Source organism: Paranoxybacillus vitaminiphilus (assembly GCF_003259935.1).
GTDB classification, from domain to species: domain Bacteria; phylum Bacillota; class Bacilli; order Bacillales; family Anoxybacillaceae; genus Paranoxybacillus; species Paranoxybacillus vitaminiphilus.
This window is the reverse complement of the sequence record NZ_QLMH01000018.1, coordinates 13,204-29,854: the sequence shown is the minus strand read 5'-3', so window position 1 is coordinate 29,854 and position 16,651 is coordinate 13,204. Positions and strand designations below refer to the sequence as shown.

Sequence of the window (16,651 nt, the reverse complement as noted above, 5' to 3'; positions counted from 1 at the left end):
TCCGCTTTGGTTATACCAAAGCATTTTTGCATTTATTTTATAGAAATGAGAGGAGGGGATACCGTGCTATCCTTACATCATTATTTTATTGAAAATCAGGATGTACGCTCGATTATAGATGGAGTAGAGGCGGGGCTGAAAGAACAGCTTGTTACCGGATTATCCGGTTCAGCACGTTCTGTTTTTCTTGCTTCTCTTTATAAGGAGACGGGAAAGTCGCTGTTAATTGTGACACATAACTTATTTCAAGCACAAAAAGTGTACGACGACCTTGTACAGTTTTTAGGGATGGATGAGGTGTTCCTGTATCCTGTTAACGAGCTTATCGCGGCGGAGTTAGCTATCGCCAGCCCAGAGCTAAAAGGACAGCGCCTTGAAGTAATGAATCATTGGAGTCAAAATAAAAAAGGGGTTGTTGTCGCTCCAATTGCCGGATTGCGAAGATTATTACCTCCAAAATCGTTATGGCAACAAAATCAGCTGTTATTTAAAGTAAAAGAAAGCATTGATGTTGATGCATATATTAGTCAACTAGTAAAAATGGGATATGAACGCGTCTCCATGGTTTCAACTCCGGGAGAATTCAGTGTTCGCGGTGGGATTATCGATATATACCCACTGACAGCCGAGCTTCCTTATCGAATCGAATTGTTTGATACGGAAGTGGAATCGATTCGCACTTTTACGATTGATGATCAACGTTCCCGAGAAGAAATAAATGAAGTGGTTATTGGTCCTGCCGATGAAATGCTTGTATATGGAGAGCATTTAGAGCGCGGAATTGAGGAGATTGAAAAAGGATTGTCTGCCAGCTTAAAAAAGATAAAAGATGATAAAGCGAAGGAGCTGCTCCTTGAACACATTTCGTTTGAGCTGGAAAATCTAAAAAATGGACAGCAAATTGAACAAAAGTATAAATATTTAGCTTTATTTTATGAGAATCCTGCTAGTTTGCTAGACTACATGCCAGAAAACGGCCTTTTACTCCTTGATGAGATAAGCAGGGTGCAGGAAATGGCCGAAAACCTGGATAAAGAGGAAGCAGAATGGTACACGAGTTTGTTAAGTGAAGGAAAAATTATTCACGATGTTCCTATTTCGCACAAATATCCTGATCTATTCCAAAAAAATAAAAGACCAATTGTCTATTTATCACTGTTTTTACGCCATGTCCCACATACTCATCCGCAAAACATTGTAAATATATCATGCAAACAGATGCAAAACTTTCATGGACAGATGCATCTTTTAAAAGCTGAGTTAGAGCGATGGAAAAAAGCGAAGTATGCGGTTGTGTTCTTGGCTCCAAACGCAGAAAGAGTAAAAAAGTTGCAAAGCGTTTTAGAAGACTATGAAATTGACGCCATTCCGTTAGATGACCACGTTATGTTGATGCATGAGAAATTTCAAATTATCCAAGGAGATTTAAATACGGGATTTGAACTGCCGATGCAAAAGCTAGCGGTCATTACGGAAGAGGAGTTATTTAAAAAGCGTGCAAAAAAGCCGGCCCGTAAACAAAAATTATCAAATGCTGAACGCATCAAAAGTTATTCAGAGCTGCAGGTCGGTGACTATGTCGTTCATGTCAATCACGGAATTGGCAAATATTTAGGAATTGTCACATTAGAAATTAACGGAATTCATAAAGACTACATCCATATCCAGTATCAAGGAAGTGACACATTATACGTTCCTGTCGAACAAATTGACCAAGTTCAAAAATATGTAGGTTCTGAAGGAAAAGAACCGAAAATCTACAAACTTGGCGGTTCCGAATGGAAAAAAGTGAAGAAAAAGGTTGAATCTTCCGTTCAAGATATTGCTGAAGATTTAATCAAGCTTTATGCCGAGCGTGAAGCAAGCAAAGGCTATGCTTTCTCTCCGGATGGAGAAATGCAACGCGAATTTGAAGCGGCATTTCCTTATCAAGAAACGGAAGATCAGCTTCGCTCCATTAATGAAATTAAGCGTGATATGGAGAGCGAACGGCCAATGGACCGACTTCTCTGCGGCGATGTTGGTTACGGTAAAACGGAAGTGGCAATTCGTGCCGCATTTAAGGCAATTATGGATGGGAAACAGGTTGCTTTCCTTGTGCCGACAACCATTTTAGCTCAGCAGCATTATCAAACGATTCGTGAGCGTTTTCAAGGTTATCCGATCAACATAGGGTTATTAAGCAGATTTCGGACGCGAAAGCAGCAAGCGGAAACGATTAAAGGATTAAAGGATGGAACGATTGATATTGTCATTGGTACACACCGCCTGCTTTCTAAGGATGTTTCTTTTAAAGATTTAGGATTATTAATTATCGATGAAGAGCAGCGTTTTGGTGTTACCCATAAAGAAAAAATTAAACAAATGAAAACGAACATTGATGTCCTTACATTAACGGCAACACCGATTCCACGAACCTTGCATATGTCAATGATTGGGGTGCGTGACTTATCAGTGATTGAAACACCTCCGGAAAACCGTTTCCCAGTTCAAACATATGTAATGGAATACAGTCCAGAGCTCGTACGCGAAGCGATTGAGCGGGAATTAGCCCGCGATGGACAAGTGTTTTTCCTTTATAACCGCACGGAAGACATCGACCTTAAGGCGGAAGAAATATCAATGCTTGTTCCGGATGCCCGTGTGACATATGCTCACGGAAAGATGTCAGAGAATGAGCTGGAATCAGTCATGCTGTCATTTTTAGAGGGACAATACGATGTCCTAGTGAGCACAACGATTATTGAAACGGGTGTCGATATACCGAATGTGAATACACTTATTGTCTATGATGCTGATCGCATGGGACTTTCTCAATTATACCAATTAAGAGGGCGTGTCGGCCGCTCGAATCGTATTGCATATGCCTATTTTACGTATCGTAAAGATAAAGTATTAAATGAAGTGGCGGAAAAGCGTCTGCAGGCCATTAAGGAATTCACAGAGCTTGGTTCGGGATTTAAAATCGCTATGCGTGATTTATCCATCCGCGGAGCAGGCAATTTATTAGGCGCTGAACAGCACGGATTTATTGATTCTGTTGGGTTTGATTTATATTCACAAATGCTGAAAGAGGCGATAGAAAAGCGGAAGGGAATAAAGCAGGCTGAGGAAAAATTTGAAGTCGAAATCGACCTTGAAGTGGATGCCTATATTCCTGATGCCTATATTTCTGATGGACGACTGAAAATTGACATGTATAAGCGTTTTAAAGCGATTGATACAATGGAAGACGTAGAAGAGCTTCAAGAAGAAATTCTCGACCGCTTTGGAGAATATCCAGATGAAGTTGCTTATTTATTCCAAATTGCAGAAATAAAAGTATATGCGAAACAACACCGTGTCGAATCGATTAAACAAAATAAACAACAAATTGATATTTTATTTAATGAAGCTGCTTCAAAAGATGTCCAAATTCAACGTTTGGCAAAATTAGGTGATAAGTATGGACATGTTTATGGTTTTGGCATGGAAGGGGAGAAATTGAAAATCGTTCTTTATATGAAAGGGCTTAAACCACAGGAGTGGCTAATGATTTTATTGGAAACGCTAAAAGAACTAAGCAATGCCAAAAAGGACGAGAAATCAGTAACCGCCTAGCATCGCAACGTTTAGGTTTAAATATGACTGTCTATAATGATGCTGGGGGAATTTCTCTTTCATTGAAAAATCACTTTCATCATGCATAGAAGTTGTGTTGTGAAGGATACTAAATCACAACAATGGTGAATTCTTCATCATAGAATTCAGCCATTATTCTTCAATCACCAGATGAAAGTGAGGGGCATCTATAGATGAAAGCAACAGGGATTGTTCGGCGGATTGATGATTTAGGAAGAGTAGTTATTCCAAAAGAAATTCGGAGAACATTGCGCATTCGCGAAGGCGATCCACTTGAAATATTTGTAGACCGTGATGGAGAGGTTATTTTAAAAAAATATTCACCGATTAGTGAGCTAGGTGATTTTGCAAAAGAGTATGCAGAGGCATTGTTTGACAGCCTAGGTCATCCGGTTTTAATCTGTGATCGTGATGTCTTTATTGCAGTAGCAGGTGTATCGAAAAAAGAATATTTGAATAAAAAGGTTAGTTTGTTCATTGAAAAAACGATGGAAGAGCGCAACTCTGTGCTTCGGACAGAGGAAAGCGATATTGAAATCGTTGAGGGGAACATGGAAAGATTCAGATCGTACACAGTCGGCCCGATTATTGCCAATGGCGATCCAATTGGTGCGGTTGTGATTTTATCGAAGGACAAGACGTTAGGCGAAGTAGAGCAAAAAGCTGTTGAGACAGCTGCCGGATTTTTAGCAAAACAAATGGAACAATAAAGAAAAGCGGAGGCGCCGTGATTAGCTCTCAAAGCCAAATGTTCTTCACTCGCAGAAGTGCCTAACACTTCGAGAGTGAAGGTTATTTGGCACAGAGAGCTAGGTGCCGGAGCTAGATATCACTGAAAAGCGGAGGAAACAGATACTTTTGTAAAAGGTAGCACACAGCTGCCTTTTTCTTTTGCTGAAAAATCCCGATAAAGGAATTTGTGATATAATGTGAACGTTAATTTATAGTGGAAGGTGAAAAAAAATGACTCTTGAACCAGAGTCACAAACAAGAAGAATATGGCGGGGAGCGCTTGCACTCACGCTTGCCGCTTTTGTAACGAAAATGTTAAGTGCGTTTTATCGCATTCCTTATCAAAACATTGCTGGTGATGTCGGATTTTATATTTATCAGCAAGTTTATCCTTTTTACGGAGTCGTTATTGCGCTTGCCACTTATGGTTATCCAGTCGTCATTTCAAAAATGATTGCCGAGCGCGATGTTGAGCGAGATGACGAGGGAATGACATATATTTTAAAAATCTCTTTGTATTTTTTGTTAATAATAGGTATGATTGGGTTTAGTATTTTGTATATTGGTGCAGATTGGATTGCCCAGTTGATGGGGGACAAAGAGTTATCTTTGCTTATCCAAATTATTTCGTTTTCTTTTTTACTTTTCCCTTTTATCTCCGTATTAAGAGGCTATTTTCAAGGCAGAAACAACATGGTGCCGACAGCGGTTTCTCAAATAGCCGAGCAGTTTGTTCGCGTAGCAACGATTTTGCTTTCCGTATATGTGCTGCTAAAAAGCGGTCACACTATATACGAAGCAGGAGCCGGAGCTATCTTTGGTTCTCTGACAGGCGGGTTTGCCGCATTGCTTTTCTTAACCGCTTATTGGTTTAAAAGAGGTACGAAACGGAAGAAAACAGTGATAAAAAAGACGAATATAGATACGAAAAAAATTATTTTCATTTTGTTTGTTCAAGGTTTTACCATTTGTATAGCAAACATGATGCTCATATTAATACAGTTTGTCGATGCGCTTTCCCTTTTTTCATTGTTAGTATCAACAGGTATCGAAGAACAGACGGCCAAAGTATTGAAAGGAATATATGACCGGGGGCAACCGCTTATTCAACTTGGAACGGTCATTGCTACTGCCTTTTCTTTAACGCTTGTTCCGTTAATTTCCGGAGCAAAGCAGCGGGGAGATGAACGATTTATTGAGGAAAAAATCCGTCTTTCTTTTCGAGTTGGCATTGTTATTGGATTAGGTGCAGCAGCAGGACTTGCTTGTATTATTAAACCAACAAATATTATGTTATTTAAAGATGCTTCCGGCTCCTTTGAACTAGCGATTTTAAGTGGTTCCATTTTATTTACGTCACTGGCTTTAACAATGGCGGCAATTTTGCAAGGATTAGGGCATCAATGGGCTCCTGTTTTTGCAGTGTTAATCGGAGTGCTTATGAAGTGGCTGCTTAATCTATGGCTTATACCAATGTATCAAATCGCTGGTGCTGCCATAGCAACACTTATTTCTTACATGACGGTTTTTGCTCTTTTATACTATACATTAAGAAAAAATATAAAAAGCTCTTTGATAAACAAAGAAATGACCTTTCGAATTTTGCTTGCATTGTTAGCAATGATAGTTTTATTACAATTTTATTTATGGACAAGCAGTAAGTTTGCTTTTGGGTGGCAGACAACCCGCTTCTTTGCCTCTGTGCAGGCTTTAGTCGGTGTTGCTGCAGGGGGGTGTTTTTACATTATAGCCGTTTTGAAAGGAAACGTGTTTTCCAAACAAGAACTGTCCCTTCTCCCATTTGGAGAGAAGGCAATGAAGTTTTTATTTAAAAATGATAGGTGATGAGTGATGAATACGATTTTCGTATTAGGTTTAGGTGCTGGTGATTTAGAACAGTTACCGCTTGGAGTTTATCGCAAACTGCAAAAAGCATCGCCGCTTTTTTTGCGAACGAAGGAACATCCTGCTGTATATGGATTAATAGAAGAAGGGATTCAGTTCCAATCATTTGATGATGTATATGAAAAGCATGATTCTTTTGAAAAGGTTTATGAAGAAATTGTCGACATTTTATTGAAGCAAGTCAAAACATCGAATGTATTTTATGCTGTTCCTGGTCACCCTCTTGTTGCCGAACGGACGGTACAGCTGCTTTTAGAGGCAGAGAGCAAAAATTTATGCAAAGTGGTGATAGAAGGCGGGCAAAGCTTTTTAGATGCTTTATTTGCGTCATTAAAAATTGATCCGATTGAAGGGTTTCAATTCATTGATGCAACCGATTTTCGCAGCGATAAACTGCAACTGACACAGCATATGATTTTTTGCCAAGTATATGACCAATTTATTGCTTCTGACGTGAAGCTTTCTTTGATGGAAGAGCTGCCTGATGAATATGAAGTATATGTCGTGACGGCTGCCGGAAGCAAAAATGAACAAATTAAAAAAGTTCCTTTATATGAATTAGATCGGGTAACGGAACTGAATAATTTAACAAGCGTCTATGTACCGCCGGTTAAAGATGAAGCGTTGCTTTATCATCGTTTTGAAACATTGCGCCGCGTCATTGCCACGTTAAGAGGACCGAACGGCTGTCCATGGGACCGCAAACAGACACATGAATCATTAAAAAAATATTTGATCGAAGAGGCGTATGAGCTGTTGGATGCCATTGACAGACAGGATGATGACAACATAATTGAAGAATTAGGGGATGTGCTTTTGCAAGTCATGTTGCATGCGCAAATTGGTGAAGATGAGGGAATATTTTCGATTAAAGATGTTATTTATAGCATTACCGAAAAAATGATTCGCCGTCATCCTCACGTATTTGGCAATGTAGCAGTAGAAAATGCTGATGAAGTTGTCCGCAACTGGGAAAGTATTAAAGCGGAGGAAAAAGGGGAGAAAACGGCCTTTTTACTTGATGAGGTGGCGAAAAGTTTACCAGGCTTATTAAAAGCGTATGAATTTCAAGCCAAAGCAGCGAAAGTTGGTTTTGATTGGCCGGATATTCAACCGATGTGGGAGAAAGTAAACGAAGAAATAGCTGAATTTCAACAAGAGGCTGTAGAAGGTAAGCATCGTCAAAAGCTGATTAATGAGTTTGGTGATTTACTATTTGCGCTTGTCAATATTGCAAGATTCTACAAAATTAATCCAGAAGAGGCATTGGCCATGACAAACGAAAAATTTTATCGTCGTTTTACGTATATAGAAGAGCAGGTAAAAGTACGTGGTTGGGATATCACATCATTAACATTGGAACAATTAGATGCCTTTTGGGAAGAGGCGAAAGAAAAAGGTTTATAAGGGGGAAATGGAATGCGTCTAGATAAATTTTTAAAAGTCTCACGTTTAATTAAACGCCGTACTCTAGCAAAAGAAGTCGCTGATCAGGGACGGATTAAAATTAATGGCGTGACAGCAAAAGCGAGCTCAAATGTAAAAGTAGGTGACGAATTAACGATTCAGTTCGGACAAAAGTTAGTCACGGTAAAAATTACAAATCTACAGGAAACGGCTCGAAAAGAAGATGCGGCAACTCTTTATGAAGTGATCAAAGAAGAACGAATGGAAGCGGACATATGACAATATAGCTTGTTCTAAAAATCTTCCCGCATTCATACATATGGTACAAACATGAGAGGGATAAGCCCTCTTAGTTTAAATGTGAATGCGGGGGATTGGTATGAATCAACATTATGAATTTGGTTCTAACAATAAGGGGCCTATTCAGGACCATGATTTAATTATGCGCGGAAGGCGTCTTCTTGACATTACTGGAGTCAAACAGGTGGAAAGTTTCGATAATGAGGAATTTCTATTAGAAACCGTAATGGGATTTTTATCGATTCGCGGTCAAAATTTACAAATGAAAAATTTAGACGTGGATAAAGGAGTCGTCTCGATTAAAGGAAGAATTTTTGAAATGATCTATTTAGACGATCAACATCCGGAGAAAGCTAAAGGTTTCTTTAGCAAGTTGTTCAAATGAGTTTAACAACCCAGTTTATAACCATGCTGACGATGATTGGCATGGGAATTTATCTTGGAGCGGCTGTTGACACTTACGGTCGCTTTTTGCAGAGGCAGAAACGAGCGCATTGGGTTGTTTTTATGAATGATATTCTTTTTTGGGTGATTCAAGGTCTGACTGTGTTTTATGCGTTATTGTCTATAAATGAAGGTGAACTTCGCTTTTATATTTTTTTAGCGTTATTATGCGGTTATGCAGCTTACCAAAGCTTATTTCGCGCCATTTACCGAAAGATTCTCGAATTTATTATTCAGACATGTGTAACCATGTACCGTTTCTGTGTAAGGACATGCTATTATGTAATTGTCCGTCCTCTTCAATTTATGTTTCAATTTTTTCTTGCCTTATTAATGACAGGCGGACGAATATTGTTATTGATGGCCAGCATGTTATATAAGCTTATTAAAATGATGTTGCGAATCATTTTTATCCCGATAAAATGGCTTTTCTGCTTATTATGGCGGTTTGTTCCAGCTAATTGGCGAATCAATATAGAAAAGTTTTTTCGGAAATTTGCAGGAGTTATTGCTAAAGGAAAGAATGTGAAAAGTATCGTACAAAAATGGTGGGAGAAACGCCGAAAATAAGATGGAGGTAGAAAGATGAGTGTATTACAGAAAAACAAAGTGACAAAAATTCGGTCATCTTATGTGCTAGAACAGGAAAGAAAAGAAAAAAGAGCTATGCGGAGACGACGTATGGCGATCATCCGCTTTACATTGCTCAGCGGCATTCTTTTAGCGATATCTTCTGCTCTTTTGTATACACTCATCTCTCAATCTGCCAATATTGAGGCGAAAATAGAAGAAGAACAGAAGCTGGAACAACAGCTGGAAAAACTTAAAAAGGAAGAACAGCAATTAAAAGAAGAAATTAAAAAGCTTAATGATGATGAATATATTGCTGAACTTGCTCGCAAAAATTATTTTCTTTCTAAAGAGGGAGAAATTATTTTTTCCGTTCCTGAAGAATGAGTGGGCTCTTGGCTTATTGACACTTGTTTTTTTCATTATGTATAATGAAGAAAATTGATTTTGAGATTTTAAGGAGGAGCACTTTTTTTATGTCAATGGAAGTAGGCAGCAAGTTACAAGGCAAAGTAACGGGCATTACGAAATTTGGAGCGTTTGTGGAGCTGCCAGAAGGCTCAACAGGTTTAGTTCACATTAGTGAAGTAGCGGATAACTATGTGAAGGATATTAACGACCACCTCAAAGTAGGCGACGTAGTTGAGGTAAAAGTAATTAATGTTGAGAAAGATGGCAAAATCGGCTTATCGATTAAAAAAGCAAAAGAACAGACTTCAGCACAACGCTTGCGTAATAAGGCAAACGATCGTTCTTCCAAAGAAAGTTTTGAACAAAAAATTAGTCGCTTTTTAAAGGAAAGCGAAGATCGTTTAGCTTCCCTCAAACGTCACACTGAATCAAAACGAGGAGGTCGTGGCGCAAGACGCGGTTAACTTGCTGCTGAACAATATAGATGGCAGGTTAGATAAAGAGCGTTTTTACTAGCATCCATTCGAATGGGTGCTTTTTCATTTGAAAAATGAAAAAAATGAATAAAAAGTATTGACTAGCGAAAATAAAACTATTACAATAATTATCGTTGTATGGCGGCGTAGCTCAGCTGGCTAGAGCGTACGGTTCATACCCGTGAGGTCGGGGGTTCGATTCCCTCCGCCGCTACCAATACAGAAATGGCCCGTTGGTCAAGTGGTTAAGACACCGCCCTTTCACGGCGGTAACACGGGTTCGAATCCCGTACGGGTCATCGGTATAAAAACACCGATTTCTTTACGAAATCGGTGTTTTTTGTTTTTTTATCTCGTGTTACGGTGAATTTCGTCGAAGGGTTTTTTTTATCCTCCTCTTGTTTTGACAAAATTTTGATCATTCTAACTATATAATAGGATTAATATAAAACGGAGGAGTGAATTGATTATGGAAAGAGTAGCAAGAAATTTAATGAATCAATTTTCGGACATACCGCTGGAGCAAACTCGGACAGTATTTTTTCGCTGGACTCGTCGTCTTAAATTAAGAATGGAGCATCTTTTACTGCATAAAGGGTTTATTTTGCTTATTATTGGCTTTTTGCTGGGACGAGCCCTTATCTTATCAAAAATTACTCCATTTGCTTTGCCTTTTTTTGCTGCGGTTTATATCATGCAGCGCGATAAAGCTGGCTTAGCGTTTATCGCTTTGACAGCAGGGGCTTTAACATTATCATTTGAAACAACTTTGTTCATTTTTACAAGTATGTTCGGATTTTTCATTTTCAATCATATTACCAAAAAATTTGTAAGTGATTCTATTAAAGCGATGCCTTTCGTTGTTTTTTTTACATCTTTTTCAATTAAATTAACGATCATTTATTTTCTCTCAAACAATTGGACGGTATATGAAATCGTTATGGCGTTGGTCGAATCAGGGCTTAGCTTTATTTTAACTCTCATTTTTTTACAAAGCGTTCCACTGCTGACGGTGCATAAGCGAAAACAATTATTAAAGCCAGAGGAAATTATTTCAATTATTATTCTTCTTGCTTCCATGTTAACCGGTACAATTGGCTGGTCATTGCAAGACTTATCTTTAGAACATATTATGTCGCGTTATCTTGTAATATTATTTGCTTTTGTGGCAGGAGCGACGATTGGCTCAACAGTAGGGGTGGTTACAGGTTTAATTTTAAGTTTGGCTAATGTCGATAGTCTATATCAGATGAGTTTATTAGCATTTGCCGGGCTTTTGGGTGGATTGTTAAAAGATGGAAGAAAAATAGGTGTTTCATTTGGACTGATCGTTGCTACGTTGTTAATTGGCTTATATGGTGAGGGGAAGGCGGAAATTATCCCAACAGTGACTGAATCAATGATTGCCGTTATATTATTTATGCTTACATCAAAGTCGTTAACAGAAAAAGTTGCAAAGCATATTCCTGGTACTGTTGAGCATGCAAACGAGCAACAGCAATATGTAAGAAAAATCCGTGATGTCACTGCTCATCGTGTCGCTGAATTTTCCCGAGTGTTTCAAGCGTTAGCTAACAGCTTTTCCAATTACCGATTAGCTTCAGAAGATGACTATCAAGAAAGAGAAATCGATTATTTTCTGAGTAATATAGCTGGGAAAACATGCCAAACATGCTTTAAAAAAGAGCAATGCTGGTCCCAGCAGTTTGATATAACTTATGAATACATGAAACAAATTATGCTTGAAGTAGATACAAAAAAGCTTAATCATAAATTGGCTGGTGAGTGGGATAAACATTGTGTAAAATCGAAAAAAGTTGTTGAGTTAATTGAAAAAGAATTCAGCTATTATCAAGCGAATAAAAAGCTGCGTAAACAAGTCAATGAAAGCAGAAAACTTGTTGCTGAACAATTAATGGGTGTTTCACAAGTAATGGAGGATTTTGCGAACGAAATTCAAAGGGAGCGTGAAAACCATTATTTGCAGGAAGAACAAATTCTTGAGGCATTACGAGAGTTTGGTTTGGAAATCGGACATGTTGATATTTACAGATTAGAAAAAGGAAATGTTGATATCGAAATGAGCATTCCGTATTGTGATGGACGCGGTGAGTGCGAAAAGCTCATTGCACCGATGCTTTCTGATATTTTAGGAGAAACGATTGTTGTTAAAAGAGAAGAGTGTGCAGCGTATCCTAATGGATATTGTCATGTTGCTTTTGGTTCTGCGAAAGCATTTGTTATTGAAACAGGAGTTGCCCATGCGGCAAAAGGTGGAGGATTCATATCTGGCGACAGTTATTCAATGATTGAACTCGGTGCCGGTAAATATGCGATAGCGATTAGCGATGGAATGGGAAATGGCGAAAGAGCTCATAATGAAAGCAATGAAACATTGAGGCTTTTACAGCAAATACTGCAAACAGGTATTGAAGAGAAGGTTGCCATTAAATCAATTAACTCGATTCTTTCGTTAAGAACGACAGATGAAATTTTTTCAACGCTCGATTTAGCAATGATTGATTTACAAGATGCGTCAACAAAATTTTTGAAAATTGGTTCGACCCCAAGCTTTGTAAAACGAGGTGACAAAGTCATTAAAATCGAAGCGAGCAATTTACCAATGGGAATTATTAAAGAATTTGAGTTTGAAGTAGTCAGCGAACAATTAAAAGCAGGAGATTTGTTAATTATGATGAGCGATGGTGTTTTTGAAGGGCCTGCTCATGTAGAAAATTACGATGTTTGGATGAAACGGAAAATTAAGGAGCTACAAACAAATGATCCGCAAGAAGTCGCTGATCTCATTATGGAAGAAGTCATTCGAACATGCTCAGGAAGAATTGAAGATGATATGACGATTGTTGTCGCCAAAATTAAGCACAATACACCAAAATGGGCGACAATACCTGCCTATACGTACATGAAAAAAGCGCAATAAAAGTATAAAATCCTTTCATTCCGGCGATGATGGTAATAGACAAAAGGAGGGAATGAAAGGTGCGCAAAGGAACGTTAAAGCAAATTCTTTTAATTACAGACGGTTGTTCCAATCATGGTGAAGATCCGGTAGCGATGGCCGCATTGGCAAGAGAGCAGGGAATTACGGTAAATGTGATCGGAGTACTTGACAAAGATACAATTGATGAAAGCGGTTTGCGCGAAATTGAGGGAATTGCGATGTCAGGGGGCGGTGTCAGTCAAGTTGTTTATGCGAAGCAGTTGTCACAAACAGTGCAAATGGTAACGAGAAAAGCGATGACACAAACATTACAAGGGGTTATAAACAGGGAGTTAAAACAGATTTTAGGCTCTGACGTGACAATGGAAGATTTGCCGCCGGAAAAGCGCGGTGAAGTAATGGAAGTCGTTGATGAACTTGGGGAAACCGTTGAATTAGAAGTTTTAATATTAGTAGATACAAGCGGAAGTATGAAAACAAAATTACCGACTGTAAAAGAGGCCTTGTTTGATTTATCGCTTAGCCTTAATGCGCGCATTGGAGATAATCATTTTGCTGTTTTTGTATTTCCAGGAAAACGGGGAGACGTTGAGAAAATCCTAGATTGGACACCAAAGCTTGAAGCGTTATCAACTGTTTTCCCTAAGCTTACATCAGGGGGACTTACCCCTACAGGACCAGCATTGCGTGAAGCGTTGACTTATTTTAAGAAAAAGCGTTCATTAAGGAGCCTGATATCTGGTGATGAACAATACTTTGAAGAATCATCTATGTAAACTCCCATCAGGGTATGTCATTGTTGGAAAATGGCACAAACATTCTTATAAAATAATAAAGCCGTTAGGCAAAGGAGCGAACGGAGTTGTTTACTTAGCCGAAAGTCCAAAAGGGCTTGTAGCGGTGAAATTAAGTGATAATAGTACGGCAATTACTTCAGAAGTAAATGTATTAAAACATTTTTCCAAGGTCCAGGGAGTTGCCCTTGGACCTTCTTTGTTAGATGTCGATGATTGGTTTGACCCTTATGGTAAAAAGATAGTTTGTTTTTATGTTATGGAATATATAAAAGGTGAAGATTTCCTTGCATTTATTCAAAAAAGAGGAAAAGAGTGGATTGTCGTTCTTATTTTGCAACTTCTTTCTGATTTAGAAAAACTTCATCAAGAAGGATGGGTGTTTGGCGATTTAAAGCCGGAAAATTTATTAGTCGTTGGCCAAGCCCCGAAAATTCGGTTGCTTGATGTTGGGGGAACGACTTTAAAAGGAAGAGCTATTAAAGAATTCACTGAATTTTATGACCGTGGTTATTGGGGAATGGGTTCGCGCAAAGCAGAGCCGTCGTATGATTTGTTTTCTGTCGCCATGATTATGATGAACGCATGTTATTTGAAACGTTTTGAAAAAAAAGGAAATGGGCGTGAACAATTAATGAAAATGATTGACGCAGATGAAACGCTGCGAAAGTATCGAAAAGTGCTCATGCGTGCTATTGCCGGTAAATATGATCATGCAAGAGAAATGCATCACGAGCTAATGGCTGTCGTGATGGACGAATCGTCCCGCACGAAAACAAACAGCCGTGCAAACCAAAGTAGAAAAGGAGCCGTTCAACAAAGGTATCAAAAAAGAAAAAAACACAGCGGGATTTTAGAGACAGCTCTTATTGTTATGTTTCTCCTGTTTATGTACGTGATGTATTTATATGGGGAATTATTGTAATCATTTATAAACGTTCTCTTTTGAGAAATTTTTTTGTTAGTGATACGATTAAGAAGGTGGATAGATAAACTGCAAAGAGGTATGTAACAATATGTTGGAGAAAGTTCGTTTATTTTTAAAGAAACACGATTTGCTCGCCCCTAACTCTACAGTGGTAATCGGCGTTTCCGGTGGTCCTGATTCGCTTGCTTTATTGCATATATTTTCAAAATTGCAAAATGAATTTCAGCTTCATATTATCGCTGCTCATGTCGACCATATGTTCCGCGGTAAACAATCCGAAGAAGATATGAAGTTTGTGAAACATTTTTGCGCTCAGTTCGGTATTATATGTGAAGCGAAACAAATGGATGTCCCGGGATTTCAAAAGCGTTCGCGGCTAAGTGCTCAAGCGGCAGCGCGAGAATGCCGATATCGCTTCTTTGAGGAAGTTATGGAAAAGTACTCTGCCCGTTATTTGGTGCTTGGCCATCACGGAGATGACCAAATTGAAACGATTTTGATGAGGCTTGTGAGAGGAAGCATTGGAAGAGGATATGGAGGAATTCCTGTAAAACGAAAGTTTGGTCGAGGTTACATTATTCGTCCCCTTTTGTCTGTTAGCCGGGACGAAATAGAAGCGTATTGCGAGGAACATCAATTACAGCCTCGCTATGATCCGAGCAATGAGAAAGATAATTATACAAGAAATCGATTTCGCCGTTACATTGTTCCTTTATTAAAAAAAGAAAACCAAAATGTGCATGAACGGTTTCAACACTATAGCGAAATGGTGACAGAGGATGAAGCTTTTTTAGAGGAATTAACTTTGCAGGCACTGAATAAGGTAATTAAAAGACAACAAGGAAAAATCATACTGCAAATTAAACCGTTCAAGACAATGCCTAAACCTTTACAAAGAAGAGGGATTCAACTAATATTAAACTATCTTTATAAGGATATTCCTCCTGATTTATCCTCTGTACATATAAGCAGTTTTTTAACTTTTTTAGATCGTCAACGTCCATCAGGAAGGTTGGATTTTCCAAACGGTTTAAAAATTATTCGCTCGTATGATATTTGCACGTTTACGTTCCAAGAAGAGGAAATGGATACGTATCATTTAAAAATCGAAATTCCTTCTGTTGTACCTCTCCCGAACGGATATGCAATCATTAGCGAAGTTTGGGAACACTATCCTAAGGAGCTTACGGGAAATGATGTATTTATTATCGATTCGGAATCTGTATCGCTTCCTCTATGCGTTCGAACACGGCGTGCTGGTGACCGAATGACTTTAAAGGGGACAAACGGTACAAAAAAGATTAAAGATATTTTTATTGATGCGAAAATTCCTTTAGCGGAAAGAGAAGGATGGCCGATTGTTGAAGATGGAGCTGGGAATATCCTATGGCTTCCTTGTTTAAAAAAATCAATTTATGAAGCAACTGATATTACAAAAAAGCGCTATATTGTATTACACTATAAGGAGCAATGAACATCTGGGAGGAAAGTGAGTATGAGCATGAATCAAGATATTGAAAAAGTATTGATTACAGAGGAACAAATTCAACAAAAGGTAAAAGAATTAGGTCAATTGCTTACGAAAGAATATGAGGGCCGTTTTCCGTTAGCTGTTGGTGTACTCAAAGGTGCTATGCCGTTTATGGCTGATTTATTAAAAAATATGGATACATATTTAGAAATGGATTTTATGGACGTATCAAGCTATGGGAATGCGACAGTTTCATCTGGAGAGGTAAAAATTTTAAAGGATTTAAATACTTCTGTTGAGGGCCGCGACATCCTTATCATTGAAGATATTATTGACAGCGGCTTGACATTGAGCTATTTAGCTGAACTATTCCGATATCGCAAGGCAAAGTCGATTAAAATTGTCACTCTTTTAGATAAGCCGTCGGGACGCAAAGCAAATATTGAAGCCGACTATGTTGGGTTTATTGTACCTGATGAATTTGTTGTTGGATATGGCTTGGATTACTGCGAGAAATACCGCAATCTTCCATATATTGGCGTGTTAAAGCCGGAAGTGTACAGCAAATAATTTTTTATTGAGGAGACTTTGCAGAAGACAAGGCAATTTGTTGTATTGGAATGATTTTCT

14 protein-coding genes and 2 tRNA genes are annotated in these 16,651 nt (G+C 38.5%); all 16 read left to right on the top strand.

What is annotated here, in order from left to right; all coding sequences use genetic code 11:
- Positions 1-63: 63 nt before the first annotated feature.
- The 16 genes from mfd to hpt all read left to right on the top strand — a co-directional run bounded on the left by mfd (position 64) and on the right by hpt (position 16,591).
- A complete protein-coding gene (mfd, locus tag B0I26_RS15000) occupies positions 64-3,600 on the top strand; it encodes a transcription-repair coupling factor (protein WP_111646227.1) in 3,537 nt (1,178 codons plus the stop codon).
- A gap of 194 nt (positions 3,601-3,794) precedes the next feature.
- Complete coding sequence (gene spoVT / locus B0I26_RS14995) at positions 3,795-4,331, top strand: stage V sporulation protein T (RefSeq protein ID WP_111646226.1); 537 nt, start codon at positions 3,795-3,797, stop codon at positions 4,329-4,331.
- A 253-nt stretch (positions 4,332-4,584) separates the two neighbouring features.
- The gene (locus B0I26_RS14990) at positions 4,585-6,198 is read left to right on the top strand and encodes a putative polysaccharide biosynthesis protein (RefSeq protein ID WP_111646225.1); all 1,614 of its coding nucleotides are present in this window, start codon (positions 4,585-4,587) and stop codon (positions 6,196-6,198) included.
- A gap of 3 nt (positions 6,199-6,201) precedes the next feature.
- Positions 6,202-7,665 (top strand): bifunctional methyltransferase/pyrophosphohydrolase YabN, encoded by a 1,464-nt coding sequence (gene yabN / locus B0I26_RS14985; protein ID WP_181502925.1) that lies wholly within the window; start codon positions 6,202-6,204, stop codon positions 7,663-7,665.
- A 12-nt stretch (positions 7,666-7,677) separates the two neighbouring features.
- Positions 7,678-7,944 (top strand): RNA-binding S4 domain-containing protein, encoded by a 267-nt coding sequence (locus tag B0I26_RS14980; protein ID WP_111646223.1) that lies wholly within the window; start codon positions 7,678-7,680, stop codon positions 7,942-7,944.
- Between the two features lie 100 nt (positions 7,945-8,044).
- A complete protein-coding gene (gene yabP, locus B0I26_RS14975; RefSeq protein ID WP_111646222.1) occupies positions 8,045-8,350 on the top strand; it encodes a sporulation protein YabP in 306 nt (101 codons plus the stop codon).
- Positions 8,347-8,979 (top strand): spore cortex biosynthesis protein YabQ, encoded by a 633-nt coding sequence (gene yabQ / locus B0I26_RS14970; protein ID WP_111646221.1) that lies wholly within the window; start codon positions 8,347-8,349, stop codon positions 8,977-8,979. The genes yabP and yabQ overlap by 4 nt, the downstream gene beginning before the upstream one ends.
- A gap of 15 nt (positions 8,980-8,994) precedes the next feature.
- Positions 8,995-9,366: an FtsB family cell division protein gene (locus B0I26_RS14965; RefSeq protein WP_111646220.1), complete on the top strand. Its 372-nt coding sequence runs from the start codon at positions 8,995-8,997 to the stop codon at positions 9,364-9,366.
- Between the two features lie 89 nt (positions 9,367-9,455).
- The gene (locus B0I26_RS14960; protein WP_111646219.1) at positions 9,456-9,854 is read left to right on the top strand and encodes a S1 domain-containing RNA-binding protein; all 399 of its coding nucleotides are present in this window, start codon (positions 9,456-9,458) and stop codon (positions 9,852-9,854) included.
- 152 nt (positions 9,855-10,006) lie between these two features.
- Positions 10,007-10,083, top strand: a tRNA-Met gene (locus tag B0I26_RS14955).
- Positions 10,084-10,093: 10 nt separating this feature from the next.
- A tRNA-Glu gene (locus B0I26_RS14950) sits at positions 10,094-10,165 on the top strand.
- Between the two features lie 170 nt (positions 10,166-10,335).
- Positions 10,336-12,807 (top strand): stage II sporulation protein E, encoded by a 2,472-nt coding sequence (spoIIE, locus tag B0I26_RS14945; RefSeq protein ID WP_111646218.1) that lies wholly within the window; start codon positions 10,336-10,338, stop codon positions 12,805-12,807.
- A 59-nt stretch (positions 12,808-12,866) separates the two neighbouring features.
- Complete coding sequence (locus tag B0I26_RS14940) at positions 12,867-13,604, top strand: VWA domain-containing protein (protein ID WP_111646217.1); 738 nt, start codon at positions 12,867-12,869, stop codon at positions 13,602-13,604.
- A complete protein-coding gene (locus B0I26_RS14935) occupies positions 13,570-14,547 on the top strand; it encodes a serine/threonine protein kinase (protein ID WP_111646216.1) in 978 nt (325 codons plus the stop codon). The genes B0I26_RS14940 and B0I26_RS14935 overlap by 35 nt, the downstream gene beginning before the upstream one ends.
- A 91-nt stretch (positions 14,548-14,638) precedes the next feature.
- On the top strand, positions 14,639-16,024 hold the full coding sequence (gene tilS, locus B0I26_RS14930; RefSeq protein ID WP_111646215.1) for a tRNA lysidine(34) synthetase TilS: 1,386 nt from the start codon (positions 14,639-14,641) through the stop codon (positions 16,022-16,024).
- Between the two features lie 21 nt (positions 16,025-16,045).
- Positions 16,046-16,591, top strand: a complete 546-nt coding sequence (gene hpt, locus B0I26_RS14925) for a hypoxanthine phosphoribosyltransferase (protein WP_111646214.1) — start codon at positions 16,046-16,048, stop codon at positions 16,589-16,591.
- Positions 16,592-16,651 lie beyond the last annotated feature (60 nt).